Annotated in this window: 24 protein-coding genes; 8 read left to right on the top strand and 16 right to left on the bottom strand. The window is 63.1% G+C overall.

Features of this window, described 5'->3' with window-relative positions; translation table 11 throughout:
- Positions 1-7: 7 nt before the first annotated feature.
- From ATY02_RS08280 to ATY02_RS08265, 4 genes are all read right to left on the bottom strand, one after another.
- Positions 8-1183, bottom strand: coding sequence for a M20 aminoacylase family protein (locus tag ATY02_RS08280; RefSeq protein ID WP_068582059.1), 1176 nt, complete (start codon positions 1181-1183; stop codon positions 8-10).
- Positions 1184-1337: 154 nt separating this feature from the next.
- Positions 1338-1652: an amidase gene (locus tag ATY02_RS08275; protein ID WP_228022310.1), complete on the bottom strand. Its 315-nt coding sequence runs from the start codon at positions 1650-1652 to the stop codon at positions 1338-1340.
- Between the two features lie 11 nt (positions 1653-1663).
- On the bottom strand, positions 1664-2761 hold the full coding sequence (locus ATY02_RS08270; RefSeq protein WP_068582053.1) for a serine hydrolase domain-containing protein: 1098 nt from the start codon (positions 2759-2761) through the stop codon (positions 1664-1666).
- Positions 2762-2831: 70 nt separating this feature from the next.
- Positions 2832-3728 (bottom strand): acyl-CoA dehydrogenase, encoded by an 897-nt coding sequence (locus tag ATY02_RS08265; protein ID WP_068582052.1) that lies wholly within the window; start codon positions 3726-3728, stop codon positions 2832-2834.
- 141 nt (positions 3729-3869) lie between these two features.
- On the opposite strand from ATY02_RS08265, the gene olsB reads away from it, so the two are divergent.
- Both olsB and ATY02_RS08255 read left to right on the top strand, forming a co-directional pair.
- Positions 3870-4625: an L-ornithine N(alpha)-acyltransferase gene (gene olsB / locus ATY02_RS08260; RefSeq protein WP_068582048.1), complete on the top strand. Its 756-nt coding sequence runs from the start codon at positions 3870-3872 to the stop codon at positions 4623-4625.
- Positions 4625-5419, top strand: a complete 795-nt coding sequence (locus ATY02_RS08255) for a lysophospholipid acyltransferase family protein (RefSeq protein ID WP_068582045.1) — start codon at positions 4625-4627, stop codon at positions 5417-5419. Before olsB ends, ATY02_RS08255 begins: the two co-directional genes overlap by 1 nt.
- Before the next feature lie 7 nt (positions 5420-5426).
- Here ATY02_RS08255 and ATY02_RS08250 read toward each other — a convergent pair whose 3' ends face one another.
- On the bottom strand, positions 5427-6017 hold the full coding sequence (locus ATY02_RS08250; protein WP_068582039.1) for an ACP phosphodiesterase: 591 nt from the start codon (positions 6015-6017) through the stop codon (positions 5427-5429).
- 154 nt (positions 6018-6171) lie between these two features.
- Here ATY02_RS08250 and ATY02_RS08245 point away from each other — a divergent pair, with 154 nt between their 5' ends.
- Genes ATY02_RS08245 through ATY02_RS08235 form a run of 3 tightly spaced genes read left to right on the top strand, consistent with a single transcriptional unit; the run spans position 6172 to position 8742 of the window.
- On the top strand, positions 6172-6474 hold the full coding sequence (locus ATY02_RS08245) for an ArsR/SmtB family transcription factor (protein WP_068582035.1): 303 nt from the start codon (positions 6172-6174) through the stop codon (positions 6472-6474).
- Between the two features lie 18 nt (positions 6475-6492).
- Positions 6493-7659 (top strand): MFS transporter, encoded by a 1167-nt coding sequence (locus ATY02_RS08240; protein ID WP_068582031.1) that lies wholly within the window; start codon positions 6493-6495, stop codon positions 7657-7659.
- Between the two features lie 33 nt (positions 7660-7692).
- Positions 7693-8742, top strand: coding sequence for an alkene reductase (locus ATY02_RS08235; protein WP_068582026.1), 1050 nt, complete (start codon positions 7693-7695; stop codon positions 8740-8742).
- 97 nt (positions 8743-8839) lie between these two features.
- Here ATY02_RS08235 and ATY02_RS08230 read toward each other — a convergent pair whose 3' ends face one another.
- Both ATY02_RS08230 and emhR read right to left on the bottom strand, forming a co-directional pair.
- The gene (locus ATY02_RS08230; protein WP_068582023.1) at positions 8840-9724 is read right to left on the bottom strand and encodes a DMT family transporter; all 885 of its coding nucleotides are present in this window, start codon (positions 9722-9724) and stop codon (positions 8840-8842) included.
- Between the two features lie 162 nt (positions 9725-9886).
- The gene (emhR, locus tag ATY02_RS08225) at positions 9887-10519 is read right to left on the bottom strand and encodes an efflux system transcriptional repressor EmhR (RefSeq protein WP_068582020.1); all 633 of its coding nucleotides are present in this window, start codon (positions 10517-10519) and stop codon (positions 9887-9889) included.
- A gap of 265 nt (positions 10520-10784) precedes the next feature.
- Between emhR and emhA the strand changes: the two genes are divergently transcribed.
- The 3 genes from emhA to adeC are packed head-to-tail and all read left to right on the top strand — an operon-like array spanning position 10785 to position 16546.
- Complete coding sequence (emhA, locus tag ATY02_RS08220) at positions 10785-11942, top strand: efflux RND transporter periplasmic adaptor subunit EmhA (RefSeq protein ID WP_068582014.1); 1158 nt, start codon at positions 10785-10787, stop codon at positions 11940-11942.
- Between the two features lie 3 nt (positions 11943-11945).
- Complete coding sequence (locus ATY02_RS08215; RefSeq protein ID WP_068582012.1) at positions 11946-15086, top strand: efflux RND transporter permease subunit; 3141 nt, start codon at positions 11946-11948, stop codon at positions 15084-15086.
- Positions 15083-16546, top strand: a complete 1464-nt coding sequence (gene adeC / locus ATY02_RS08210; protein ID WP_068582010.1) for an AdeC/AdeK/OprM family multidrug efflux complex outer membrane factor — start codon at positions 15083-15085, stop codon at positions 16544-16546. The genes ATY02_RS08215 and adeC overlap by 4 nt, the downstream gene beginning before the upstream one ends.
- Before the next feature lie 75 nt (positions 16547-16621).
- Here adeC and pcaC read toward each other — a convergent pair whose 3' ends face one another.
- The 9 genes from pcaC to pcaR all read right to left on the bottom strand — a co-directional run bounded on the left by pcaC (position 16622) and on the right by pcaR (position 26076).
- Positions 16622-17020: a 4-carboxymuconolactone decarboxylase gene (gene pcaC, locus ATY02_RS08205; protein WP_068582006.1), complete on the bottom strand. Its 399-nt coding sequence runs from the start codon at positions 17018-17020 to the stop codon at positions 16622-16624.
- Positions 17021-17041: 21 nt separating this feature from the next.
- A complete protein-coding gene (pcaD, locus tag ATY02_RS08200) occupies positions 17042-17830 on the bottom strand; it encodes a 3-oxoadipate enol-lactonase (RefSeq protein ID WP_068582003.1) in 789 nt (262 codons plus the stop codon).
- An 11-nt stretch (positions 17831-17841) separates the two neighbouring features.
- On the bottom strand, positions 17842-19206 hold the full coding sequence (locus ATY02_RS08195) for a 3-carboxy-cis,cis-muconate cycloisomerase (RefSeq protein WP_068582000.1): 1365 nt from the start codon (positions 19204-19206) through the stop codon (positions 17842-17844).
- Between the two features lie 48 nt (positions 19207-19254).
- Complete coding sequence (locus ATY02_RS08190; RefSeq protein ID WP_068581998.1) at positions 19255-20550, bottom strand: MFS family transporter; 1296 nt, start codon at positions 20548-20550, stop codon at positions 19255-19257.
- Between the two features lie 114 nt (positions 20551-20664).
- Complete coding sequence (gene pcaF / locus ATY02_RS08185; RefSeq protein WP_176719745.1) at positions 20665-21870, bottom strand: 3-oxoadipyl-CoA thiolase; 1206 nt, start codon at positions 21868-21870, stop codon at positions 20665-20667.
- A complete protein-coding gene (locus ATY02_RS08180) occupies positions 21867-22646 on the bottom strand; it encodes a CoA-transferase subunit beta (protein WP_068581991.1) in 780 nt (259 codons plus the stop codon). Before ATY02_RS08180 ends, pcaF begins: the two co-directional genes overlap by 4 nt.
- Positions 22643-23503, bottom strand: a complete 861-nt coding sequence (locus tag ATY02_RS08175) for a CoA transferase subunit A (protein WP_068581988.1) — start codon at positions 23501-23503, stop codon at positions 22643-22645. Before ATY02_RS08175 ends, ATY02_RS08180 begins: the two co-directional genes overlap by 4 nt.
- 269 nt (positions 23504-23772) lie before the next feature.
- Positions 23773-25119, bottom strand: coding sequence for an MFS transporter (locus ATY02_RS08170; RefSeq protein ID WP_068581985.1), 1347 nt, complete (start codon positions 25117-25119; stop codon positions 23773-23775).
- Between the two features lie 114 nt (positions 25120-25233).
- Positions 25234-26076, bottom strand: a complete 843-nt coding sequence (pcaR, locus tag ATY02_RS08165) for a pca regulon transcriptional regulator PcaR (protein ID WP_068581983.1) — start codon at positions 26074-26076, stop codon at positions 25234-25236.
- Positions 26077-26131 lie beyond the last annotated feature (55 nt).

Below are 26131 nucleotides of genomic sequence, written 5' to 3'. Positions count from 1 at the left end.
GGTGGGGTCAGAAAGGCTTGAGCCAGCTTTCCGCCAGGGCGCACCAATAAGCCGCACCGGTGAGCAGGATGTCGTCGTTGAAGTCATAGCTGGGGTTATGCACCATCGGCTGCCCCACGCCATTGCCGATGAACAGGTAGCTGCCCGGGCAGCGCTGTAGCATCCAGCCGAAGTCTTCGCTGCCCATCAGTTTTGGCGTGTTGCCATCCACCGCGGCCTCGCCCAGCAGTTCCACCGCCACTTGCCGGGCGAACTCGGTTTGCTCCGGGCTGTTGACCAGCACCGGGTATGCCGGGCGGTGCAGGATGCTGGCGCTGCAGCCGAAGCTTTCGGCCTGGGTCTGGATGATTGCCTTGACCCGCTCCAGCATCTGCTCGCGCACGGGGGCATTGAGGGCGCGCAGGCTCAAGCGCAACAACGCCTGCTGGGGGATCACGTTGGCGGCCTCGCCGGCCTGCAACGCACCGACGGTGACCACCGCCGCCTGCTGGGCATCGATATTGCGCGCCACCACCGTCTGCAGGGCCATGACCATGCTGGCCGCCGCCACCAACGGGTCTACCGCCAGGTGTGGCATCGAACCGTGGCCGCCGACGCCCTCGACCACCACTTCAAGCAGGTCCTGGGAGGCCATCATCGGCCCCTGGCGAAACCCCAGGTGCCCAGCCGGCAAGCCAGGCATATTGTGCAACCCGAACAAGGCATCACAGGGGAAGCGCTCCAACAGGCCATCGGCAAGCATAGCCTCGGCACCGCCCTGCCCTTCTTCCGCCGGCTGGAAGATCAGGTTCAGGGTGCCATCGAACTGCCGAGTGGCTGCCAGGTAACGGGCAGCCCCCAGCAGGATCGTGGTATGGCCGTCATGGCCGCAGGCGTGCATGCAGCCACGATGACGGCTGCTATAGGGTACGTCGCTGTCCTCGACGATCGGCAGCGCGTCCATGTCCGCCCGCAAGCCCAGGGTTCGCGAGCTTTGGCCATTGCGCAGGACACCCACCACTCCGGTGCAGCCAACGCCCCGATGCACCTCGAATCCCCAATCCTCCAGGAGGCGGGCCACCAGTGCGGCGGTACGATTTTCCTGGAAGCCCAGTTCAGGGTAGGCATGGATGTCCTGGCGGATGTCCCGCAGGTCGCCGGCGATGTCGTCGAGCCAGGCAAGGATGTGCTGATGTCGGGTCATGGCGTCTGTCCTCTGGGCCGGGTGGGTTCCCGTTCTTGTTGTACGGGGCGCGGCACGGGATCTCAGGGCGTGCGCGACGCTCTGCGCTAGATAACCGCGGGCCGATGCACAGGACAATCGAATCTGGTTCCGCTGGATGGAACCGAAGGATGGCTCAGGGGTCGAGGCGACAGCCTTCCCGTGGCCCCAGCCAGGACGCGCCATGGGTGCGCCCCAGGGCACTGGCGGTGACGCGTCGGGCCTGGGAGTCATCGTTGAAGTCGCTGATGGGCAGGTACTGGCGGACGTAGGCGCGACAATAGTCGGCCGGGTTCCCCATCACGTAGCGGCAGGAGCAGTACTCCTTGGCGGTATAGGCGCCGAGGATATCCGGGAAGGCTTGCAGGGCCACTCGCTGCTGCCAGGCCCACGCCGCCAGCGCCAGCAACCCGAGCAGCAGCAGGCACAGCCACGGATGACGCAGGACCAGGCTGGGCCGGCTCATGGCTGCTGCGAACCGGGAAAGGCTGCCAGCACCCGCTTGAGCAACTCGTTGTGCTGGTAGCTGCCGTCGCGATCGTCGCCATAGCGCACGATCACCAGGCGCTGCTGCGGCAATACATACAGGGCTTGCCCCCAATGCCCCAGGGCCGCGTAGGTCTCGGCGGGAGCATCGGGCCAGGGTCGCGAAGCGCCGTCCAACGCACGGTTGAGCCACCAGTGCCCACCGGCCACCGCTACATCCTGGCCCGCTCGGTAGCCGGAGAAAGGAGTGCGACAGAACTCGACCCAGGCCTTGGGCAACAGTTGCCGGTCGCGCCAGCGGCCCTCGCGCTGCATCAACAGGCCAATGCGGGCCAGGTCAGGCGCGCTCATGTAGAGGTAGGACGAGGCCACGAAGGTTCCGGCGCCATCGCGCTCCCACACCGCCTGGCTAATGCCCAGGGGTTCGAACAGGGCGTGCCACGGATAGTCGGCATATTGCTGCGCTCCCACCATCGCACGCAGGCTGGCGGCCAGCAGGTTGCTGTCGCCGCTGGAATAGCGAAAGACCTGGCCAGGGGCAGACGCCGCCGCTTGCTGCGCGGCGAAGGCCGCCATATCGCCATGGCCACGGGTGTAGAGCATGGCCACCACCGACGAGTTGAGCGGCGCATATTCGTAGTCTTCCTGCCAGGCCAGCCCCGAGCCCCAGTGCAGCAGGTCGGCCAGGGTGATGTCCGGGTGGGACTTGAGCGCCGGGTAGAAACCCGCTGCCCGGTCCTGCAGGGTAAAGCGCCCCTCGCCATAGGCGACCCCCATGACCACCGCCAGTACGCTCTTGCTGGCGGACCAGATCAGGTGCGGGGTTTGCGGCCCGGTCGGGCCGGCATAGCGCTCGTAGAGCAGGCGGCCATCGTGCACCACCAGCAGGGCATCGGTACGCACGCCCTGGCGCGACTCATCGTCGCGAGGCGTAAAGGCATAGTCCTCCAGTGCCTGGAGCGCCGGCCCCGAGGCTTGTGCGGCCCGACTCCACTGCTCTGCCGGCCACTCCTCGGCCCAGGCCGGTAGACCGAGCCAGGCAAGCAGCACCAGCAAGAAGGAGCCTTTGGACATGGAGGGCACTCAAGAAAACCAATGACCGAGCCTAGCCCAGGCCGATGACAGTTTCACTGCATTGGCGCGCTCAGCGCCCCGCCGGCTCGTGCAAGGCCGCCAGGGCCTTGGCCAGGCGTTTGGCTCGGGCGCCGGAAGCCAGGTCGAGCAGGGCCTGGTCGCGGGTCCACTGCTCGCGCCAGAACTCGGGGCCCTGGGCGAACGCCATGGCGATCTCCGGCTTCAACGCTTCGAACTGCACGAACAGCCCGCCCAACAGGACATGCCCACTGGCCAGGGCCGGGTTCTGCCGGCTGGCTTCGGCACAACCGGCCAGCAACCCCAACAATTGCAACAACAGGGGCTGCGGCCAGCCGCTGTCCTGGCCGACCCCGTAGAGCCAGGCGCCCATGGCACTCAGTACATAGATATCTTCCAGGGTGCGGAAGGGTTTGACATAGGCATCCCAGCCATCACCGGCCAGCAGCTCGCAGGCGGCGTTGTCCAGCAGCAGGCAACCGTGGCTGATCTCCGGCATCAAGGCGATAGCCGGCAGGGTCTGGACCTTCACGCCCGGCTCCCCCGGGTAGACCACGGTCAGGCGCAGCCCTGGCTGCTCGCCAGGGGCCTCGCTGCGTGCCGCCACCAGCAGCCAGTCGGCGGCATCCCCGGCGGTGACGAAATCCTTGCGTCCGTGCAGGCGCAAGTCCTGCAACCGCGTCTGCATGTCCGCCGGGCGCAGGCTGCGACGCTCGGTCGCGCACAAGGCCCCCAGGCTGGGCGGCGCGCTGGGCCACAACATGCGCAATGCCGCCTGGTATCCCACCAGGAACGCCAACCCCGGCGTCGCCATCAAGCGCCCGCCAAGCACCGCCAGTTCGAAAGGCGTGACCGCGCCAAGATGGGCCAGCAAAGCGCCGTAACCCTCCGCCAGATCGGGGTTGGCGGGCATTCGTTCACGAGTCTCGAGCAGGGCTTGCCAGGGCATTTCGAAGATCCTCAGGGGCTGTCACATAAGCATCACCAAAGTTTCATGGCGATGACACCGCGGCTACATAGCCTGACTTTGCACAACAAAGTCGATTGGCTGCAACCCAAGGCGGGTCGGTAGCCCGCACGGAGATTCACGATGACTCAGATCGCCCGCATCAGCGACACCGGCACTGAACGCCGCCTGCAAGCCGAGCGCCTGATCGGCGCCCAAGCCCTGCTGGAAGCCCAGGCCCTGCGTTTCAACGTCTTCAGTGATGAGTTCAACGCCAAGCTCAAGGGCGCTGAACTGGGCCTGGACATGGATGACTACGACGTTCACTGCAGCCATATCGGTGTGCGCGATCTGAACACCGGGCGCCTGGTGGCCACCACCCGCCTGCTGGACCACCAGGCCGCCAGCAGCCTGGGGCGTTTCTATAGTGAGGAAGAGTTCAGCCTGCACGGCCTGGTGCAGTTGCAGGGGCCGATCCTGGAAATCGGCCGCACTTGCGTCGACCCGGCCTACCGTAATGGCGGCACCATCGCGGTGCTCTGGGGCGAACTGGCCGAAGTCCTCAACGAAGGTGGCTACAGCTACCTGATGGGCTGCGCCAGCATCCCCATGCAAGACGGTGGCGTGCAGGCCCATGCCATCATGCAGCGCCTGCGCGAACGCTACCTGAGCAACGAGCACCTACGCGCCGAACCCAAACACCCACTGCCGAGCCTGGACATTCCTTCCAACGTCATCGCCGAGATGCCGCCACTGCTCAAGGCCTATATGCGCCTGGGCGCGAAGATCTGCGGCGAGCCCTGCTGGGACCAGGACTTCCAGGTGGCGGACGTCTTCATCCTGCTCAAGCGCGACGAACTGTGCCCACGCTATGCCCGGCACTTCAAGGCGGCTGTCTGATGCGCCGGCTCCGGGTCTACGGGCGCATCGCCCGGGTGCTGCTGGTGGTGGCGCTGGGCCTGAGCATGGCCAGCGTCTTCGGGGTACTGGAACGCCTGAGGGTGAGCCACTCCATGGTCCGGCGCCAACGCTGGTCGCGCTTCTTCATGGCTCGCCTGAGCAACGCCCTGCCTTTCCAGGTCAGGGTACATGGTGACTTGCCAAGCCAGCCGATGCTCTGGGTCAGCAACCATGTGTCCTGGACCGATATTCCGCTGCTGGGCATGCTCGCGCCGTTGTCGTTCCTGTCCAAGGCTGAAGTGCGTACCTGGCCCGTGGCCGGATGGTTGGCCGCCAAGGCCGGCAGCCTGTTCATCCGCCGCGGCGCCGGGGATAGCCAATTGATCCGCAAGCAAATGACCCGGCACCTGCAGGAGCAGCATCCCCTGCTGCTGTTTCCCGAAGGCACCACGACCGACGGCCGGGGCCTGCGTACCTTCCATGGTCGCTTGCTGGCCAGTGCCATCGAGGCCGAGGTGTGCCTGCAACCGGTGGCGATCCGTTACCTGCGCGATGGCCAGATCGATAACCTGGCACCCTTCGTGGGCGACGATGACCTGCTGTCCCACCTGCTGCGCCTGTTCGCCAACGACCAGGGCCAGGTGGAAATCCACCTGCTCAAGCCGATTCCCTGCCTGGGCCAGGAACGCGCGGCGCTGGCCTTCCAGGCCCAGCAGGCGGTGCACAAAGCCCTGTTCGATGATGTATTGCAGCCAGCCGAACCGCGCCGCAATGGCGAACTGGTCGCCGCCTGAAAGGGCTTCAGCGCCCCGGCGACGGGGCGGTGTACTGCGCGGCGAAGGCCTGCAACTGCGGGTAGAACTCGCGAAAATCCTCGCTCAAGGGCTGGTATAGCCGCTCCAGCTCGCCCATCGCCGCGGTCAGTTCCTCAGGCCGCGACAGACGCCGGGCAATGCCCCTCAGAACCTGCTCCAGCACCTGAAAATCCCGATAGGACCCCAGCCAGTCATCGGCCGCCATGTAGGGCGCGATCTGTGCCAGGCGCCCTGGTAGCTGCGGCTCGGCGGCCAATACCTGGTACACATTGGCAGTGAACGACTGCAGCGGGTGATCGGCGTACTGGACCCAGTCCCGGGCCAGGCAGTGATCGAAGAACACGTCGATGACGATGCCGGCGTAACGCCGCCGGGTCAGGGAAAAACGTCCCAACGCCGCCGTCACCAGCGCATGGCTGTCGGTGTAGGTGTCGATACGCCGATGCAGCTGGATCGCCGCCTCGACCTCCGGGGTGAACTCCCCTTGCAGGCGGCCTTTGACGAAGTCGCCGTAGAGGCTGCCAAGTAATTGACCCGGGCGCTGGCCGCCGAGGTGCAGATGTGCGAGATAATTCATTTGCGCAGCTTAGCACCGCGCCCACCATATCGTTATAACCCGATATACCGATAAATGCTTAAGTAAGATCAAAATCATATTGGTATATCGCGAAATAACGATTTAAATTTCGCCTCATCGCGATACAACGTTTCATGGAAAAGCGAGCAACGCCATGTCCATCGACCTCGACGAAATAATAAAAGCCCTGGCGCACCCGGTTCGCAGGGAAATCCTGCACTGGCTGAAAGACCCGACAGTCGAATTCCCCGACCAGGCCCACAGCAACGAGCACGGTGTCTGCGCCGGGCAGATCGATCAACGCTGCGGCCTGTCGCAGTCGACCGTATCGGCCCACCTGGCCACCTTGCAGCGCGCCGGCCTGGTCACCAGCCGCAAAGTCGGCCAATGGCATTTTTTTAAACGCAACGAGGACACCATCCAGCAGTTCCTCACGCAAATGAGCCAACAGCTCTGATCTGACAAGGACCCGATAATGCCCCTTTCGCTTCTCATCCTGGCCTTGAGTGCCTTCGCCATCGGCACCACCGAGTTCGTCATCATGGGCTTGCTGCCCGATGTGGCGGCGGACCTCGGGGTGTCGATTCCCGGCGCAGGCTGGCTGGTGACCGGCTACGCCCTGGGCGTGGCCATCGGCGCGCCATTCATGGCCCTGGCCACCGCCCGGCTGCCACGCAAGGCCGCCCTGGTGACCCTGATGGGGATCTTCATTATCGGTAACCTGCTGTGTGCACTGGCCAGTGATTACAACGTGCTGATGTTCGCACGGGTGATTACGGCGCTGTGCCACGGAGCCTTCTTCGGTATCGGTTCAGTGGTGGCCGCCGGCCTGGTGCCGGCCAACAAGCGCGCCTCGGCCGTGGCCCTGATGTTCACCGGCCTGACGCTGGCCAACGTGCTCGGCGTCCCCCTGGGAACTGCGCTGGGCCAGGAAGCCGGCTGGCGCTCGACCTTCTGGGCGGTGACTGTGATCGGCGTGGTAGCGTTGATTGGCCTGCTGCGGTTCCTGCCAGCCAAGCGCGACGAGGAGAAACTCGACATGCGTGCGGAACTGGCGGCCCTCAAGGGTGCCGGGATCTGGCTGTCCCTGGGCATGACCGCACTGTTCGCAGCCTCGATGTTCACCCTGTTCACCTACGTGGCCCCGCTGCTGGGCGAAGTCACTGGCGTATCGCCCAAGGGCGTGACCTGGACCCTGCTGCTGATCGGCCTGGGCCTGACCCTGGGCAACATCATCGGCGGCAAGATGGCCGACAAGCGCCTGGGCGCCACCCTGGTGGGCGTGTTCGCGGCCATGGCCGTGGTCTCCACCGTGCTGACCTGGACCAGCGTCGCGCTGATCCCCACGGAGATCACCCTGTTCCTCTGGGCCACCGCCTCCTTCGCCGCGGTCCCGGCCCTGCAGGTCAACGTAGTGACCTTCGGCAAGGCCGCGCCCAACCTGGTTTCGACCCTGAACATCGGCGCCTTCAACATCGGCAACGCCCTGGGTGCCTGGGTCGGCGGCAGCGTCATCGCCCACGGTTTCGGACTCACCAACGTGCCGCTGGCAGCCGCAGCGCTAGCGATCCTGGCCCTGCTGGTGACGCTGATCACTTTCCGCCAGGGCGGCAATGCCGAACTGGCCCCTGCGACTCACTGAAACGTTCCTTTCCTTTAAAGAAGGCTGCATTCCATGACCACTCTCTTTGATCCGCTCAAACTCGGCGACATCGAACTGCCCAACCGCATCATCATGGCGCCGCTGACCCGCTGCCGTGCCGATGCCGGCCGGGTGCCCAATGCCCTAATGGCCGAGTACTACGTACAGCGGGCCTCGGCCGGGCTGATTCTCAGTGAAGCCACGTCGGTGACGCCGATCGGCGTCGGCTATCCCGATACCCCTGGCATCTGGTCCAACGACCAGGTCCGCGGCTGGGCCAACGTGACCAAGGCAGTGCACGGCGCCGGCGGCAAGATCTTCATGCAACTGTGGCATGTGGGACGGATTTCCCATCCGATCTACCTGGACGGCGAGGCGCCAGTGGCACCCAGCGCCATCCAGCCCAAGGGACATGTCAGCCTGGTGCGGCCACTGGCCGACTTCCCAACGCCACGGGCCCTGGAAACCGCCGAGATCGCCGATGTGATCGAGGCCTACCGCGTCGGTGCGGAGAACGCCAAGGCCGCCGGCTTCGACGGTGTGGAAGTCCACGCCGCCAACGGCTACCTGCTGGACCAGTTCCTGCAAAGCACGACCAACCAGCGTACCGACCAGTACGGTGGCTCCCTGGAGAACCGTGCCCGCCTGCTGCTGGAAGTCACCGATGCCATGATCGAGATCTGGGGCGCCGGCCGCGTCGGCGTGCACCTGTCGCCACGTGCCGACCTGCATGACATGGGCGATGCCGACCTGGCACAAACCTTCCTTTATGTCGCCCGTGAACTGGGCAAGCGTGGCATCGCCTTCATCTGTGCTCGCGAGAAGGAAGGTTCTGACAGCCTCGGGCCACAGCTCAAGGAAGCCTTCGGCGGCCTGTACATCGCCAATGAACGCTTCACCAAGGACAGCGCCAATGCCTGGCTGGCCGAAGGCAAGGCCGATGCCGTGGCCTTCGGCGTGCCCTTCATCGCCAACCCGGACCTGCCTGCCCGCCTGAAAGCCGATGCTCCATTGAACGAGCCGCATCCGGAAACCTTCTACGCCAAGGGCCCGGTCGGCTACATCGACTACCCGGTGCTGTAAGGCCCCGTGAGAAAGAAGCCCCGACTCGCCAGAGCCGGGGCTTTTTATTGCCTGTTGATCATTCGATCCCGGTGCCGCATATGGCAGCGACTCGGGTTCAGCGCTTGCGTTGGGTCCAGGCCACTGCCAGGCCGCTGAGGCAGATCACCGTGATCCCCACGAGCCCATAGTTGTCCGGGGTATGGCCAAAGATCAGGTAGCCGTACATCCCGGCAAACAGGATCTGCCCGTAACTGAAGGGAGCCAGCATGGCGGGCGCAGCATGGCGGAACGCCTGGGTCAGCAGCAGGTGGCCGAGCATGCCGCAAGTGCCCAGGCCAATCATGAACAGGCCATGGAGCAACGTCGGCGTACTCCAGAAGAACGGCAGCAGTGCGCTCATGATCAGGCTGTTGAGGATTCCAGTGAGGAAGTTACTGGTGGTCGGGCTGTCGATGCCACTGAGCTTGCGGGTCAGCAATTGATAGAAACCGAAGCACAGAGCCGATCCCAGGGGTAGCAGGATCGCCGGGGTGAACAAGGCGCCACCGGGACGCACCACGATCAGCACCCCGACAAACCCGGCCAGTACGGCCAGCCATTGACCACGGCCGACCCGTTCGCCCAGCAACGGTACGGACAGGGCTGTAACCAGCAAGGGAGCGAGAAAGTTGACGGCGGTAGCCTCGGCCAGGGGGATGTAGCGCAGGCCATTGGTGAACAGCATGCTGGTTCCGATCAGGCACAAGGCCCGGAGAAACTGCAAGCCGGGACGCTTGGTCCGCACCACCGCGGAAAAACCGCTACGCGGCACGAACACCACCAGCATCAGCAAGGTATGCACCACATAGCGAGCCCATACCACCATGACGATGGGGTAAAAGGCCGAGAGGTACTTGGACAGGGTGTCGTGGCTGGCAAAAAGCAAGACGGCCAGGCAAATCAGGACAATCCCCTTCAGGGGCTGCTCTGTGTCGTTGAACGGTGAAGGACTCACACTCATTCACACACCCGCAACAAATTACCTACAAAATACGTAGCTCGCTATCTATCAAGATATGCCTGGCACGGTATATAAAAGCACCCCGCCGCGACCTGGCGAGAGCAAGAGTGAACTCCCTTGTCATAAATCTTGACACAACCAGATTCAATTACGCATTTTGTCTTAATGACGAAGGTTCGGACTCAGGCGCAACATGTCGAGTCCAATGTCAATCCAGCGCTCCGCTTCGGTATGCAGGGCAAAACTGTCCGGGGCCAACAGCCACTGGTAGAGAATGCCATCGATAAAGGCCCGCATGCTGATAGCCGCCCGCCTTGTATCGAGGTTTTCCGGCAACTGGCCGCGATTGACTGCGTTGCTCAGCACCAGTTCGATATGCAGGTTGCACTCCAGGCTGGCCGCACGGCGCTGACGACGCAGGTCGCACATTTCATCGGTGAACTCACACTTATGAAACAGAATTTCATTGATGCGTCGGGTTTTCGGGTCCAGGGCTATTTGATGAAACAGATGAATGAGCAGCTTGCGCATCCAACCCAATGGATCCAACTCTTCTACATTTTCACCGGCGGCCGCCATTTCGCTCAAGGGTTCGCGCATGCTGTCGAACATGGCCTGCACCAGGTCGGCCTTGTTACTGAAGTGCCAATAGATCGCCCCGCGCGTCACGCCTGCCAGCGTCGCAATATCGGCCAGGGTAGTACGCGCCACGCCACGTTCGTAAAAGGCCTTTTCGGCCGCTTCGAGTATCTGGGCACGGGTTTCTTGAGCTTCCTCTTTGGTACGACGGACCATGGCAGTAAAACCTCGATCAGGTCCCTCCAGCGATACGCGAGGGCCTTCTGAATAAATATGGAACGACATCTCGGGTGCCGTTTACCCAGCCTACAATTCAACACCAGCGGGAGCTTTTGTAACCGGATGGGTACTCCGCTAAGGTATTTACAAACAACCATGTACGTAAGTATATTCATTAGCAAGCTACTAATCCACTCAGCCAATTCTTTTTATCCTTCCACTTTTCTTGTGCGCATCTTGCGTGCCTGACCCGAGGATCTTCATGCAATTCAAGCCAGCTGTTACCGCCCTGGTCACTGCCGTCGCCCTGGCATCGCTGCTCAGCGGATGTAAAAAGGAAGAGGCGGCCCCTGCCCCTCAAGCCCCTCAGGTCGGCGTCGTCACCTTGCAACCACAAGCCTTTACCTTGACCTCCGAACTCCCGGGGCGGACCACTGCGTTCCGTATTGCTGAAGTTCGTCCACAGGTAAACGGGATCATTCTCAAGCGCCTGTTCAAGGAAGGCGGTGATGTGAAAGAAGGCCAGCAGCTTTATCAGATCGATCCATCGATCTATGAAGCCACGCTGAAAAGTGCCGAAGCGAACCTGCAGTCGACCAAGTCGATTTCCGATCGCTACAAGCAACTGGTCAGTGAACAGGCCGTGAGCCGCCAGGAATACGACACTGCCGTGGCCAACCGCCTGCAGTCCGAGGCCTCGCTGCAAAACGCCCAGATCAACCTGCGCTATACCAAAGTGCTGTCGCCACTGACCGGCCGCATTGGCCGCTCCTCGGTGACCGAGGGCGCCCTGGTGAGCAACGGCCAGGCTACTGCCATGGCAGTGATCCAGCAGTTGGATCCGATCTACGTCGATGTCACCCAGTCCTCGGTTGAGTTGCTGGAGCTGCGGCGCGAGCTGGAAAGCGGTCGCCTGCAGAAAGTTGGCGACAACGCTGCCAAGGTCAAGCTGACCCTGGAAGACGGCAGCCAGTACAAGCTCGACGGCAAGCTGGAGTTCTCCGAAGTCTCGGTGGACGAGACCACCGGCTCGGTGACCCTGCGTGCAGTGTTCCCGAACCCGGAACACACCCTGCTGCCTGGCATGTTCGTACATGCCCAGTTGCAAGCCGGGGTGAACAGCGCGGCGATCCTGGCGCCACAGCAAGGCGTGACCCGTGACCTCAAGGGTGCCCCTACCGCGCTGGTAGTGGGTGCCGACAACAAGGTCGAGCTGCGCCAGCTCAAGGCCAGCCGCACCGTCGGCAGCCAGTGGCTGGTTGAAGACGGCCTGAAGGCCGGCGACCGCCTGATCACCGAAGGCCTGCAGTTCGTCAAGCCGGGCATCGAAGTCAAGGCCAGCGAAGCCACCAACGTACCTGCGAAGAACCCGGCCCCTGCACAGGCAACTGACAAGACTGCAGGCGGCAAAGGGGAGTAAACCATGTCGAAATTCTTTATCGACCGTCCGATCTTCGCCTGGGTAATCGCCCTGGTGATCATGTTGGTCGGGGCTCTAGCGATCCTCAAACTACCGATCAACCAATACCCGAGCATCGCACCACCATCGATCGCGATCTCCGTGACCTACCCAGGTGCTTCTGCACAAACCGTGCAGGACACCGTGGTCCAGGTGATCGAGCAACAGCTCAACGGTATCGACAACCTGCGTTATGTGTCCTCGGAAAGTAACTCTGACGGCAGCATGACCATCACTGCCACCTTCGAGCAGGGCACCAACTCGGACACCGCGCAGGTCCAGGTACAGAACAAGCTGAACCTGGCCACCCCGCTGCTGCCCCAGGAAGTGCAGCAACAAGGTATCCGCGTTACCAAGGCCGTGAAGAACTTCCTGCTGGTGATCGGCGTGGTATCCGAGGACGGCAGCATGTCCAAGGACGACCTGTCGAACTACATCGTGTCGAACATGCAAGACCCGATTTCCCGGACTCCGGGCGTCGGTGACTTCCAGGTGTTCGGTGCCCAGTACGCCATGCGTATCTGGCTCGACCCGGCCAAGTTGAACAACTTCAACATGACCCCGGTGGATGTGAAGACCGCGGTTGCCGCACAGAACGTGCAAGTGTCCTCCGGCCAGCTCGGCGGCCTGCCTGCCATGCCTGGCCAGCAACTGAACGCCACCATCATCGGCAAGACCCGCCTGCAGACTGCCGAGCAGTTCAAGGCGATCCTGCTGAAGGTCAACAAGGATGGTTCGCAGGTACGCCTGGGTGACGTTGCGGATGTGGCCCTGGGTGGCGAGAACTACGCCATCAGCGCCCAGTTCAACGGTAATCCGGCTTCCGGCCTGGCGGTGAAGCTGGCCAACGGTGCCAACGCCCTGGATACCGCAAAAGCACTGCGCAAGACCATCAGCGATCTGGAACCCTTCTTCCCGCAAGGCATGAAGGTGGTATTCCCGTACGACACCACCCCGGTGGTGACCGAATCGATCAAGAGCGTGGTCGAGACGCTGGTGGAGGCCATCGTCCTGGTGTTCCTGGTGATGTTCCTGTTCCTGCAGAACTTCCGCGCCACGGTGATCACCACCATGACGGTTCCGGTAGTACTGCTGGGTACCTTCGGCATCCTCGCGGCAGCCGGATTCAGCATCAACACCCTGACCATGTTCGGCATGGTACTGGCCATCGGCTTGCTGGTGGACGACGCCATCGTCGTGGTGGAGAACGTCGAGCGGGTGATGCAGGAGGAAGGCCTGTCGCCCAAGGAAGCGACCAAGAAGTCCATGGGCCAGATCCAGGGCGCCCTGGTGGGTATCGCCCTGGTGCTGTCGGCTGTATTGCTGCCGATGGCGTTCTTCAGCGGCTCCACCGGCGTGATCTACAAGCAGTTCTCGATCACCGTGGTTTCGGCCATGGCCCTGTCGGTACTGGTAGCCCTGATCTTCACCCCGGCCCTGTGCGCCACCATGCTCAAGGCCATCCCTGAAGGCCATGGCGAGAAGCGCGGCTTCTTCGGCTGGTTCAACCGTACCTTCGACTACAGCGTAAAACGCTACGAGCGCGGCGTCGCCAGCATCCTGCGGCACAAGGCGCCGTACCTGCTGGCCTACCTGCTGATCGTGGTGGGCATGATGTGGCTGTTCACCCGTATCCCGACCGCGTTCCTGCCGGAAGAAGACCAGGGCGTACTGTTCGCCCAGGTACAGACGCCAGCCGGCTCCAGTGCCGAGCGGACCCAGGTGGTGGTCGACGAAATGCGTTCCTACCTGCTGGACAAGGAAAAGGACACCGTTGCCTCGGTGTTCACCGTGAACGGCTTCAACTTCGCCGGCCGCGGCCAGAGCTCCGGCATGGCCTTCATCATGCTCAAGCCATGGGGCGAGCGCTCTGCGCAAAACAGCGTGTTCAACCTGGCCCAGCGCGCGCAGATGCACTTCTTCAGTTTCCGCGACGCGATGGTGTTTGCCTTCGCCCCGCCTGCGGTACTGGAGTTGGGTAACGCCACCGGTTTCGACGTGTTCCTCCAGGACCGCGCCGGTATCGGCCACGAGAAACTGATGGCTGCACGCAACCAGTTCCTCGGCATGGCAGCCCAGAGCAAAGTGCTGTCCCAGGTCCGTCCGAACGGCCTGAACGACGAGCCGCAATACCAGCTGACCATCGACGACGAGCGCGCCAGCGCCCTGGGCGTGACCCTCAGCGATATCAACAACACCCTGTCGATCGCCCTGGGTAGTAGCTACGTCAACGACTTCATCGACCGCGGTCGGGTGAAGAAGGTGTACATCCAGGGCCAACCCGGTGCGCGCATGAGCCCCGAGGACCTGAAGAAGTGGTACGTGCGCAACAGCGCCGGGACCATGGTGCCGTTCTCGTCCTTCGCCAAGGGTGAGTGGATCTACGGTTCGCCGAAGCTGGCCCGTTACAACGGTGTGGAGGCCATGGAGATCCTCGGGGCCCCGGCTCCTGGCTACACCACCGGTGAAGCCATGGCCGAGGTCGAGGCCATTGCCGCCAAGCTGCCGCCAGGTGTCGGTATCTCCTGGACCGGCCTGTCCTACGAGGAACGCCTCTCGGGTTCCCAGGCGCCAGCGCTGTACGCCTTGTCCCTGTTGATGGTGTTCCTGTGCCTGGCGGCCCTGTATGAAAGCTGGTCGATTCCGATCGCGGTCATGCTCGTGGTACCACTGGGGATCATCGGTGCGCTGATGGCCACCAGCCTGCGCGGCCTATCCAACGACGTGTACTTCCAGGTAGGTCTGTTGGTGACCATCGGCCTTGCGGCGAAGAACGCCATCCTGATCGTCGAGTTCGCCAAAGAACTGCACGAGCAGGGACGCTCTCTGATCGATGCCGCGGTCGAAGCCTGCCGCATGCGTCTGCGACCGATCATCATGACCTCCCTGGCCTTCGTCCTCGGGGTCGTGCCCCTGGCCACCTCCAGTGGTGCAGGTGCCGGTAGCCAGCATGCCATCGGTACCGGTGTAATTGGCGGTATGCTTACCGCGACGATCCTGGCGATCTTCTGGGTCCCGCTGTTCTTCGTCGTCGTGTCGTCCATGGGCCGCAGGAAAGCGGACCAATCAGAAACCACTGAAAATTCTAATGAGGCTGGCCAATGAGCAAGTCGCTACTCTCCCTGGCAATCACCGCCATCGCGCTAAGTGGTTGCTCGCTGATACCGGATTATCAGCGCCCGGACGCGCCGGTGGCGGCGCAATTCCCCCAAGGCCCGGCCTACTCGCCAAAGGAGGCCGCCAACGTGGCGGCCGCCGAACAGGGCTGGCGGCAGTTCTTCCATGACCCGGCGCTGCAGCAGCTGATCCAGGTTTCCCTGGAAAACAACCGCGACCTGAAGGTCGCGGCGCTGAACATCGATGCCTATGCGGCGCAGTACCAGATCCAGCGGGCGGACCTGTTCCCCGCGGTTTCCGCCAACGTCAGCGGCCAGCGCCAACGCACGCCGGCCCGGGTAAACGGGACAGGAGAGGACCGGATCACCGGCCAGCACTCGGCTACCGTGGGCATCAGTGCCTACGAGCTGGACCTGTTCGGTCGCGTGCGCAGCCTGAGCGAGCAAGCGCTGCAGAACTACTTCTCCACTGAAGAAGCGCGGCGCAGCACCCAGATCAGCCTGGTGGCCAGCGTTGCCAACGCCTACATCACCTGGCAGGCCGACAAGGAACTGCTGAAGCTGACCCAGGAAACCCTGGCGACCTACGAAGAAAGCTACCGCCTGACTTCCCGCAGCAACGAGGTCGGCGTCGCTTCCGCCCTGGACCTGAGCCAGTCGCGTACCTCAGTGGAAAACGCCCGGGTGCAACTGGCCCGCTACACCCGCCAGGTGGCCCAGGATGAAAACAGCCTGACCCTGCTGTTGGGCACTGCGATCCCGGCCAACCTGTCAGCCTCGCAACCGCTGTCGGCCGACCTGCTGAGCGAACTGCCAGCGGGCCTGCCGTCGGAATTGCTACAACGCCGTCCGGACATCCTCGAGGCCGAGTACAAGCTCAAGGCAGCCAACGCCAATATCGGCGCGGCCCGCGCGGCATTCTTCCCGCGCATCAGCCTGACGGCCAACGCCGGCAGCCTGAGCCCGGATCTCTCCGGCCTGTTCAAGGGCGGCTCGGGTACCTGGTTGTTCCAGCCGCAGATCAACCTGCCGATCTTCAACGCCGGCAGCCTGCGCGCCAGCCTGGACTACTCCAAGATCCAGAAGGACATCAGCGTCGCGCAGTACGAGAAGTCCATCCAGACCGCCTTCCAGGAAGTCTCCGATGGCCTGGCCGCACGCCAGACCTACAACCAGCAGTTGCAGGCCCAGCGTGATTTCGTCAGCGCCAACCAGGACTACTACCGTCTGGCCGAGCGCCGCTACCGCATCGGGGTCGACAGCAACCTGACCTTCCTCGACGCCCAGCGCTCGCTGTTCAGTGCTCAACAAGCGCTGATCACCGATCGCCTGGCGCAGCTGACCAGCGAGGTCAACCTGTACAAGGCCCTAGGTGGCGGTTGGAGCGAGCAGACCGCGAAGAACGAGCAAACGGCGGAAAAGAAAGCCCCCGCGCTGCACCTGTTCTAAAGCCTGACCTGGCTGCATGAAAAACCCACCTGACGGTGGGTTTTTCGTTTGTACCTGAACGCCACGCCCCCTCGCCTAAGGCGCCTGGCGAGACTCCACTCCCAACTCGTCCCACACTGACTCGGCCAGGTGAAAGGTGGCGTTGGCCGCAGGAATCCCGCAGTAGATCGCGCTTTGCATGATCACCTCCTTGATTTCTCCTCGGCTCACACCATTGTTGGCAGCCGCCCGCAGGTGCAGCTTGAGCTCCTCGTTGCGATTCATGCCGATCAGCATGGCGATGGTCACCAGGCTGCGGGTATGTCGTGGTAAGCCCGGACGGGTCCAGATGTCGCCCCAGGCATGGCGGGTAATCATGTCCTGGAACTCCGAATTGAACTCGCTCAGGGCCGCCAGGCTGCGCTCGACATGGGCATCGCCCAAGACCGCACGCCGTACTTCCAGACCTTCGGCATAACGCTGTTTCTCATCCATGCAAGGCTCCTTCGATCGATCTCAAGCCAGCAGGAAATCCACGACCCGAGCGCTGAACGCATCGGCAGCCTGGACATTGGAAAGGTGCGCGGCACGAAACTCGGCGTACTCGGCACCCGCTACCTGCTGCTGGATAAAGCGCCCTCCGGCAGGTGGAGTCACCGCATCCTCGCTGCCGGCGATCACCAGGGTCGGCACCTTGATCGCCGCCAGTTGTTCGCGCAAGTCGGCATCACGCACCGCCGCACAGTTGGCCGCATAGCCCTCGGGCGAGGTGGCGGCCAGCATATCGGTGATCAGCTTGGCCTGGTCCGGATGGGCCTCGGCGTAATCGGCAGTGAACCAGCGAGCGATGGAGGCATCCCGCAGGGCTACCATCGCAGCCTGGCCGTCACGCAAGACCGTCTCGATCCGCGGGTTCCACACCGTAGGATCAGCGATCTTCGCGGCGGTGTTGCACACCACCAGCTTGTCCAGGCGTTCACCGGCGTTGATCCCCAGCCACTGGCCGATCAGCCCACCCATGGATAGGCCACAAAAATGAGCTCGCGGGATATCCAGGGCATCGAGCAAGGCCAGGACATCGCGCCCCAGTTGCTCGATGCTGTAGGGCCCATCGGTGACCAGGGACCGGCCATGACCCCGCGTATCCATGCGCAGCACCCGCCAGTGCTGGCTGAAGATCGGCATCTGCTTGTCCCACATGTGCAGGTTGGTACCCAGGGAATTGGACAACACCAGCACCGGCGCCTGCGCCGGGCCTTCCAGTTGATAGTGCAGTTCGCCCCCGGCGAGTTTCACGAATCCCACGGCTTTCTCCTTCAGGCCTTAAAGGCAAAATGTTCAGCCACGGCGCACTCGATCCAGGCTTGCGCCTGGCCCAGGTAATGCGCCGGGTCCAAGAGGCGATCCAGTTCCGCCGCCGACAGTTCGGCGGCGACCTTTTCATCGTCGCCCAATACCGCACGCAGATGGCGCTGTTCGGCCACCGCACGCCTGCAACACTGCTCCAGCAGATGATGGGCGGCCTCCCGCCCCAGCCGTTGGGCCAGGGCGATACTCACTGCCTCGGCCAATACCAATCCCTGGGTCAGCTCCAGATTGCGAGCCATGCGTTGTCCATCCACCTCCAGGCCTTCCACCAACAACAGGCCCTGGCGCAAGGCGCCAGAAACCAGGCAGCAGATCTCTGGAAGGGTTTCCCATTCCGCATGCCATAACCCCAGGCTGCGCTCATGCTCCTGGGGCATGACACTGAACAGGGTCGCCAGTAACCCGGGAATCCGGGTCGCTGCGCTGATCAGCACGGCCGAGCCCACCGGATTGCGCTTATGGGGCATGGTGGATGAACCGCCCTTGCCCGCCGCCGCAGGCTCGAATACTTCCGCAGTTTCGGTCTGCATCAACAGGCTGACGTCCCGCCCCAACTTGCCCAGGCTACCGGCCAGCAAGCCCAGCACCGAGGCGAACTCCACCAGGCGGTCGCGCTGGGTGTGCCAGGGCTGTTCCGGCAGGCGCAGTTGCAACTCCTCGGCCAGGGCCCGGGCCACCGGCAGTGCCTGCTCGCCCAAGGCCGCCAGGGTGCCGGAGGCGCCGCCAAACTGCAGCACCAGAAGGCGCGGCTTGAGTTGTTGCAGGCGCTCGCGACTGCGCGTCAGCGCCCCCAGCCAACCAGCGATCTTCATCCCCAGGGTCACCGGAGTGGCCTGTTGCAACCAGGTCCGGCCTGCCAGAGGGGTCAGGGCATGGCGCTGGGCCTGGGTAGCGAGCACATCGCCCAGGCGCTGCAGGTCCTGCTCCAGCAAGAACAAGGCACTGCGTAATTGCAGGACCAGCCCGCTGTCCATCGCGTCCTGGCTGGTGGCCCCGAGATGCACATAACGCTCGGCCTCGATACTGTGCTGCGCCACCTGCTGGCCCAGGGCCTTGACCAGGGGAATGGCCGGATTGCCGGCCGTGGCGATGGCCTCGCCCAGGGCCTCAAGATCATAAAGGCCGGCTTGGCAGGCAGCCTCGATAGGCCCTAGCGCACTGGCCGGAACCAGCCCAGCCCGCACTCCGGCTCGGGCCAGCCCGGCTTCGAAGTCGAGCATGCCCTGGACCCGCCCCTGGTCGCAGAACACGCCGCGCATTTCCCGGGCAATGAAATAAGCATCGAACAGTTGGTTGCTCGCAGCTGGGGTCATAAACAGTCCTTTGGCAACCTGCTCCCTGTAGCGGTGCAGGTCGGCCAGTCAAAGATCGTGGTGCAGGTACGCGGCTTGCTTGGGCAATCGCAGACTGAACAGGAAGGCGATCGCCATCATCGCCGTAACGTACCAGTAGAAGGTGTTCTCCATGCCCATGTTCTTGAAATTCAGGGCCACCCATTCCGCCGAGCCGCCGAAAATCGCATTGGCCACCGCGTAAGCCAGCCCTACCCCCAGCGCCCGCACCTGTGGCGGAAACATCTCGGCCTTCACCAGACCGCTGATTGAGGTGTAGAAACTGACGATGGCCAGGGCCAGGGTGATCAGAACGAAAGCCAGGAACGGGCTGCTGACGGTCTTCAGGCTCAACAGCAACGGCACCGTGAACAACGTGCCCAAAGCACCGAACCAGAGCATGGAGTTACGCCGGCCGATCCGATCCGCCAGCATGCCGAACAACGGCTGCATGCACATGTACAGGAACAGCGCGCCAGTCATTACATAGCTGGCCGTCTTGGCCGGCATGCCGGCGGTATTCACCAGGTACTTCTGCATGTAGGTGGTAAAGGTATAGAAAATCAGCGAACCGCCGGCGGTGTATCCCAAAACGGTAATGAACGCCGCCGAATGATGCTTGAACAAGGCGGCAACGCTGCCGGCTTCCTTGTCCTCGCGGGTTTCCCTGCTGCTGGTTTCCTTCAGCGAACGCCGCAACAGCAGCGAGATCAACGCGGCAATGGCGCCGATCACGAACGGAATGCGCCAACCCCAGGCCTTGAGTTCAGCCTCGTCGAGAAATTGCTGGATGATCACCAGGACCAGCACCGCCAGCAATTGCCCACCGATCAGGGTCACGTACTGGAAAGAGGCGAAGAAGCCACGCTGGCCCTTGAGCGCCACTTCACTCATGTAGGTCGCAGTGGTGCCGTACTCGCCCCCCACCGACAACCCCTGGAACAGGCGTGCCATCAACAGCAGGAACGGCGCCCAGGCACCGATGCTGGCGTAGGTGGGCAAAAAGGCGATGACCAGGGAACCGGCGCACATCATCAAGACCGAGATCATCATCGAGTTCTTGCGCCCATGGCGATCGGCGACCCGGCCGAACAACCAGCCACCTATCGGACGCATCAGGAACCCGGCAGCGAATACCCCGGCGGTATTGAGCAACTGCACCGTAGGGTCGTCGGAAGGGAAGAAAGCCGGGGCAAAGTAAATGGCGCAGAAGGCGTAGACATAGAAGTCGAACCATTCCACCAGGTTGCCGGACGAAGCGCCGACGATGGCAAAGATCCTTTTGCTGCGCTCCTCTGCGGTGTAGTGACTTGTCGTTGTAGTCATGTCTTTTCACTCATGGGGGACAGTGTGAGTCTAGACACACTTGGCAACATTCCCGTTCCACGCAATCAGTGAACAGCGGCCAGCAGCCGCTGCGGCGGCCACTGGCGCACCGCATCAAACCCGCTCGATGGCCAGCGCCAGGCCTTGGCCCACCCCCACGCACATGGTGGCCAGGCCTCGCTTGCCGCCGGTCTTCTCCAGCTGATGCAGGGCCGTCAGTACCAGTCGCGCGCCGCTCATGCCCAAGGGATGCCCCAGGGCGATGGCGCCGCCATTGGGATTGACCTGCGGCGCATCGTCGGCCAGCCCCAACTCACGCAACACCGCCAGGCCCTGGCTGGCGAACGCCTCGTTGAGCTCGATCACGTCGAAGGCATCGACTGCCAGGCCCAGGCGCTCGGTGAGCTTGCGTACCGCCGGTACCGGACCGATACCCATGACCCGCGGCGCGACTCCTGCACTGGCCATGCCCAGTACCCTGGCCCTGGGTGTCAGGCCATGCTTGTGCACCGCCTCGGCAGAGGCCAGGATCAGCGCCGCAGCGCCGTCGTTGACTCCAGAAGCATTGCCGGCGGTGACGGTCTTGCCTGGCCCGTTGATCGGCTTGAGCTGCCCCAACGCCTCCAGGCTGGTATCCGCGCGGGGATGCTCATCCTGTGCCAACAGCGTCTCGCCCTTCTTGTGGACGATCCGCACCGCAACGATTTCCTCGGCGAAGAAGCCAGCGGCCTGAGCGGCAGCGGCGCGTTGCTGGCTGCGCAAGGCGAAGGCGTCCTGGTCTGCCCGGGAAACCCGATAGTCGTCTGCCACGTTGTCGGCGGTCTGTGGCATGGCATCCACGCCGTACTGGGCCTTGAGCAGCGGATTGATGAAACGCCAACCGATGGTGGTGTCCTCCAGCTGCATGCTGCGGGAAAAGGCACTGTCGGCCTTGCCCATGACAAAGGGCGCGCGCGACATGGACTCGACACCGCCGGCGATGGCCAGCTCCATCTCACCGCAGGCAATGGCGCGAAACGCCGTGCCGATGGCGTCCATGCCCGAGGCACAAAGGCGGTTCAGGGTCACCCCCGGTACGCTGTCGGGCAGGCCGGCGAGCAACAGGGCCATGCGCGCCACGTTGCGATTGTCCTCGCCAGCCTGGTTGGCACAACCGAGGAACACTTCATCCAGTGCACTCCAGTCCACTTGTGGATTGCGCTCCATGAGCGCCTTGATGGGCAGCGCCGCCAGGTCATCGGCCCGTACAGTCGACAAACCACCGCCAAAGCGACCGATGGGGGTGCGAATGGCATCGCAGATGAATACGTCGCGCATCAGGCTTCTCCTGGGGCTTGGCCATGGGCCTGGGCGGTGCGCGCCTCCAGCTCACGCAAGGCCGTCAGCTCGCGAGCGGTGGGAGCGGCGGTCTCGGCGACTTCATCGGCGAAACGAATGGCCCAGCCGGTGGCGGCCGTTACCTGCTCGCGAGTGACCCCAGGGTGCAGGGAGGTGACGATGAACTCGTTGCTATCGGCCTCGGGCTCCATGATGCACAGGTCGGTGATGATCCCCACCGGCCCGGCTCCCGGCAGCCCCAGGCGCTTGCGTGAATCACCGCCCTCGCCGTGGCCGACCGAAGTCACGAAGTCCAGTTTGTCGACGAAGGAACGAGCGGACTGCTTGAGGATGATCAGCACGCTTTTTGCTGAGCCTGCGATCTCCGGAGCACCACCGGCCCCGGGCAGGCGAACCTTGGGTTGGTGGTAGTCACCGACCACCGTGGTGTTGATGTTGCCGAAACGGTCGACCTGGGCTGCACCGAGAAATCCTACGTCGATCCGCCCACCCTGCAGCCAGTAGCGGAAAATCTCACCGGTGGGTACCACGGTATCGGCGGTCTCCGCCAGCTCGCCATCGCCAATGGACAGCGGCAGGACACTGGGCTTGGCACCGATGGGGCCAGACTCATAGATCAGCACCACATCGGGCGAGGAAGTCAGGCGCGCCAGGTTGGCGGCCTTGGATGGCAGGCCGATACCGACGAAACACACCGAGCCGTTCTGCAACCGCCGGGCCGCAGCGACAGTCATCATCTCACTCGTGGAGTAGGTCATTGCTTGGCCTCCGGGGCTGCGGCCAGCTTGGCCTGGAATTCACTGAAGTCGGCGGTGCCGCGGATGTAGTGGTCGATCCATGCGGTAAACGTCTCGCGATCCCGGGCAATCGGGTCCCAGGCCTGGTAGAAACGGTTGTCACGCTCGGAGTAACCATGGGCGTAGGACGGATGAGCACCGCCCGGCACATGGCAGACCGCACTCAAGGCCCAGGTCGGCAGTACACAGGCGTTCATCGGCGCGGCCAGGTCATCGACGATTTCCTCGACGGTGACAATGCAGCGCTTGGCCGCCAGGGCTGCTTCCTTCTGTACCCCGAGGATGCCCCACAGCAACACATTGCCCTTGCGGTCGGCCTTCTGGGCATGAATCACCGTGACATCGGGACGAACCGAAGGTACTGCCGCCAGCACCTCGCCAGTAAAGGGGCACGTCACGCTCTTGATCAGCGGATTGACCTTGGGCAGGTCGGAGCCGGCATAGGCGCGAAGCACCGCGAACGGCAAGCCCGAGGCACCGGCGACATAGGCGTTGGCCAGGTCGGCATGGCTGTGCTCTTCGATCTCCAATGGCCGCGGCCAGTGTTTCTCCACGGCATCGCGCAGGCGGTGCAGCGACCCCACTCCAGGATTACCCCCCCAGGAGAACACCAGCTTGCGAGCACAGCCGGCACCGATCAACTGGTCGTAGATCAGGTCCGGGGTCATCCGCACCAGGGTCAGGTCCTGCTTGCCCTGGCGAATGATTTCATGGCCTGCGGCCGTAGGGATCAGGTGGGTGAAGCCTTCAAGCGCGACGGTATCGCCGTCGTGGATGAACTGCTTCACGGCCTCGCGTAGCGAGAGGATTGCAGCCATGGATGGATCTCCCGGTTGGTGTCCAGCGACTGGAAAAAAGACGCCGTGGCGCCTGGCAGTGGCTGAAGGTTAAGCCGGGCAAAAACGTCGAACAATCCGATAATCGACTAAGTGTTCGATTATCGAACATATTCTTGCAAAGCTATCGATTGCTCTTTCAGCGCGGGAATTCCGGGTCTTGGACAGGTCTGTCGGCTCTGACAGGCGCTTGCCCTCGCAATGACCCTCCCCGGCGGCCAGGCGCGACCTGCAATCGCCAACGGTGGATTTCAGGTGGCATCAGCCCGGCTGACCAGGCCCTTGATCACGACCGCGGCAGTGGCCAGGACTGCTGGAACCACCAGGGCCGTCAGGACTTGCTCGAAGCTCCACCCCAGGCCCAACAGGGTCGCGCCCATCCAGGCTCCGAGGATGGCGCCGAAACGACCGATGCCCAGCATCCACGAGACTCCGGTGGCCCGGCCCTGGGTGGGATAGAAGCGTGCGGCCAGGGATGGCATCGCCGACTGCGCGCCGTTGACGCACATCCCGGCGATCAGCACCAGGGTGGCGAGCAATGTGATATTGCCCAGGCTCTGGCCGACGGCATAAGCAAAGACCCCGGCCAGCAGGTAGCAGGCACCGATGACCCGGTGCGGATCACAGCGATCCATCGCCCACCCCACCAGCACCGCACTGAGCACGCCCCCCAACTGAAACAGGGCGCCGATGAAGGCTGACTGCTCCATGCTCGCCCCGCTGTCGCGCATCAAGGTGGGCAACCAGCTGGTGAGCAGGTAGACAATCACCAGCCCCATGAAATAAGTCAGCCACAGCAGCAAGGTGCCGATGCCGCTGGTCGCGCCAAAGATCACGGCCAAGACATTGCGCGCCTTGACCGCTTGCAGTTCCGGCACACTGAAACTGCCGGCCTGATGGACCATGGACGGAGCGATCGGTGCCAGGGCCTTGCGCACCTTGTCGGGAGCATGATGGCGAACCACCAGGTAACGCGCCGACTCCGGCAACCACACCATCAGCACCAGGGCCAGGAAGATCGGCAAGATGCCACCCACCAGCAGCAAGCTGTGCCAACCGAAGGCGGGGATCAATGTGGCAGAAATGAATCCGCCAGCGGCCATGCCCAGGTTGAAACCGCAAAACATGCCGGTCACCAACAACGACTTGTGGCGTTCGGGGGTGTACTCGGCAAGCAACGTCGTGGCGTTGGGCATTCCCGCCCCCAGCCCCAACCCGGTCAGAAAACGCAGCACCAGCAACTGGTCGACGCTAGTGCTATAGGCCGAGGCGAGGCTAAAGACGCCAAATAGCAGCACCGCGCCTACCAGCACCATCTTGCGCCCAAAACGGTCAGCCAGCGGACCGGAGCCCAGGGCTCCGAATACCATGCCGATCAATGCGGCGCTCATCACTGGGCCAAGGCTGGCGCGCTCGATCCCCCATTCCAGGGACAGCGCCGGGGCGATAAAGCCCATCGCCGCGGTGTCCAGGCCATCGAGGAAGACAATCAGGAAACACAACAGCACCACGCGCCACTGATACAGCGACAAGGGCTGGTTATTGATAAAGGACTGCACATCCAGGCAGTTTCCTACAACGGATTGCGGCTGGTTCATTGTTATTATTTCCAGGCTGGAACACAGGTCACCCATCTCGCTGCAGCGACATTAAAGAGCCAGGGGAAACAGCGTCAATTCACCAACGGCATATTCGTGCGTTTATCGAACGACTTAAGCGAACAACTGGGCACTGAGCTCACGACTAGCGCTGAGTAGGCCAGGCAGGAAACGTTGCTCCAGTTCGCCATGGCTGACCCGAGCAGCATGGGTGCTGACATTCAGCGCCGCCAGCACCTGCCCCGAAGCGTCGTACACCGGCACCGCGATAGAACGCAGCCCTTGCTCCAGTTCCTGATCGACAATGCACCAACCCTGCTGGCGAACCTGGTGCAAACACTCGAGCAGGGCCTCTGGGGTATGCAGGGTACGACTGGTCTTGGCTTGCAGATCGGCACGCTCGAGGTACTCACGCAACGATGAGTCATCCAGCGCAGCCAGCAGGATCCGACCCATGGAGGTGCAATAGGCTGGCAACCGCCCGCCCACCGAAAGGTCGACGGAAATCAGCCGCTGGGTGGTGGCCGAACGAGCGATATAAAGGATGTCATCCCCCTCCAGGGTGGCCATGTTGCAAGCTTCGTGCAGTTGCTCGCTCATGCGATCGAGGTAAGGCTGCGCGGACACGGCCAGGGGCGTGGACGACAGATACGCGTGGCCCAGGGTCAGGACCTTGGGCAACAACGAGTAGGTACGCCCGTCGGTAGTGGCATAGCCAAGCTTGATCAGGGTGTGCAGGCAACGCCGCACCGCTGCCCGGGGAATCTCCGTACGGTGGCTGATCTGGGCAATCGTCAGGTGCCGCTTGCGCTCCTGGAACGCCTGTATCACCGCCAGGCCCCGGGCCAGGGAGGTCATGAAGTCCGGATCACCGGCAAATGCCTGAATTCTCTTCGCCGCGGACGCTACGATCGGCGGCGCCGCCGAGGTGAAGGAGTTGCGCATCTGGTCGTTCATGGCGGGCTCTGTGCGGCGAAATTCTGCCGTATTACAAACTGCATTGGAGATGCAG

The organism is Pseudomonas sp. BIOMIG1BAC (assembly GCF_001705995.2).
GTDB lineage: Bacteria > Pseudomonadota > Gammaproteobacteria > Pseudomonadales > Pseudomonadaceae > Aquipseudomonas > Aquipseudomonas sessilinigenes.
The sequence above is the reverse complement of the archived record's forward strand: the minus strand, read 5'-3'. Positions and strand labels throughout refer to the sequence as shown.